This window comes from Caballeronia cordobensis (assembly GCF_001544575.2).
Lineage (GTDB): Bacteria > Pseudomonadota > Gammaproteobacteria > Burkholderiales > Burkholderiaceae > Caballeronia > Caballeronia cordobensis.
Window position 1 is genome coordinate 1 of record NZ_FCNY02000061.1, and the last position, 1,855, is coordinate 1,855.

Annotated in this window: 3 protein-coding genes; all 3 read left to right on the forward strand. The window is 62.1% G+C overall.

Annotation, left to right across the window (positions count from 1 at the left end; all coding sequences use genetic code 11):
• Positions 1-10: 10 nt before the first annotated feature.
• Complete coding sequence (gene sdhC, locus AWB70_RS38040) at positions 11-421, forward strand: succinate dehydrogenase, cytochrome b556 subunit (RefSeq protein WP_014193770.1); 411 nt, start codon at positions 11-13, stop codon at positions 419-421.
• Positions 422-423: 2 nt separating this feature from the next.
• Entirely contained in the window at positions 424-792 is a 369-nt protein-coding gene (gene sdhD, locus AWB70_RS38045; RefSeq protein WP_014193769.1) for a succinate dehydrogenase, hydrophobic membrane anchor protein, read from the forward strand.
• 5 nt (positions 793-797) lie between these two features.
• On the forward strand, positions 798-1,855 hold a 1,058-nt coding region (locus AWB70_RS38050), incomplete at its 3' end, for an FAD-dependent oxidoreductase (protein ID WP_143281757.1).

A 1,855-nucleotide genomic window follows, 5' to 3' on the forward strand; every position in this document is an offset into this window, starting at 1 on the left:
GGGGTCTAGCATGGCTGAAGCCGTAAAAAAACCAAGGCCTGAATACCGGAACATCGGGATCGGTCAAATCGCGAAGTATCGCTTGCCGCTGGCAGGGAAGGTGTCGATCCTGCATCGCATCAGCGGCTTGCTGCTGTTCGTGTGCCTGCCGTTCATCCTGTATCTGCTCGATCAGAGCCTCACGTCGGAAATCAGCTTCGACGCGTTCAAGGGCTTTCTGGCCAACCCCATCGTCAAGATCATCACGCTCGTGCTGTCGTGGGCGTATCTGCATCACTTCTGCGCGGGTATCCGCTTTCTGCTGCTCGACACGCACGTGGGCGTGAACAAGCAAGGCGGCAAGCAAAGCGCGCTGATCGTGCTGATCGTTTCGCTGTTGCTCACGCTCGCGATGGCGCTCAAGATCTTCGGAGTGTTCTAAACATGGCAACGCAAAATCGAGTCGGCCCCAAGCGCCTGGTCGTGGGCGCGCATTACGGTCTGCGCGACTGGCTCGCGCAACGCATCACCGCGGTCGTGATGGCCGCGTACACCGTCATTCTGCTGTTCTGGTTCTTCGCCGCGCACAACTTCTCGTATGAAGGCTGGGCGGGCATCTTCGCGACCCAGTGGATGAAGCTCGCGACATTCGTAGCCTTGCTTTGCCTGTTCTATCACGCGTGGGTCGGCATTCGCGACATCTGGATGGATTACGTGAAGCCGATGGGCGTGCGCCTGTTCCTGCAGGTGTTGACCATCCTGTGGCTCATCGGATGCGCCGGCTACGCTGCACAGATTCTCTGGAGAGTTTAAAGAACATGGCTGCAATCAAGACTTCTCTGCCGCGTCGGCGCTTTGACGTGGTGATCGTGGGCGCGGGCGGATCGGGCATGCGCGCATCGCTGCAACTGGCGCGCGCGGGGCTCTCCGTCGCGGTGCTCTCGAAGGTGTTTCCGACGCGCTCGCATACGGTGGCCGCGCAAGGCGGCATCGGCGCATCGCTTGGCAACATGAGCGAAGACAACTGGCACTATCACTTCTACGACACGATCAAGGGCTCCGACTGGCTCGGCGACCAGGACGCGATCGAGTTCATGTGCCGCGAAGCGCCGAACGCCGTGTACGAGCTCGAACACATGGGCATGCCGTTCGACCGTAACGCGGATGGCACGATCTATCAGCGCCCGTTCGGCGGCCACACGGCGAACTATGGCGAGAAGCCGGTGCAGCGCGCGTGCGCCGCAGCCGATCGCACCGGTCACGCCTTGCTGCACACGCTGTATCAGCAGAACGTCGCGGCTAAGACGCACTTCTTCGTCGAATGGATGGCGCTGGATCTGATCCGCGACGCCGACGGCGACGTGCTCGGCGTCACCGCGCTCGAAATGGAAACGGGCGAGGTCTATATCCTCGAAGGCAAGACGACGCTGTTCGCCACGGGCGGCGCGGGCCGCATCTTCGCGGCATCGACGAACGCGTTCATCAACACGGGCGACGGCCTCGGCATGGCCGCGCGTTCGGGCATCGCGCTGCAGGACATGGAGTTCTGGCAGTTCCACCCGACGGGTGTCGCGGGCGCGGGCGTGCTGATCACCGAAGGCGTGCGCGGCGAAGGCGGCATCTTGCGCAACGCCAACGGCGATCGCTTCATGGAGCGCTATGCGCCGACGCTGAAGGATCTCGCGCCGCGCGACTTCGTTTCGCGTTCGATGGACCAGGAGATCAAAGAAGGGCGCGGCGTGGGTCCGAACAAGGATCACGTGCTGCTGGACCTGTCGCACATCGGCGCCGAGACGATCATGAAGCGTCTGCCGTCGATTCGCGAGATCGCGCTGAAGTTCGCCAACGTCGACTGCATCAAGGAGCCGATTCCTGT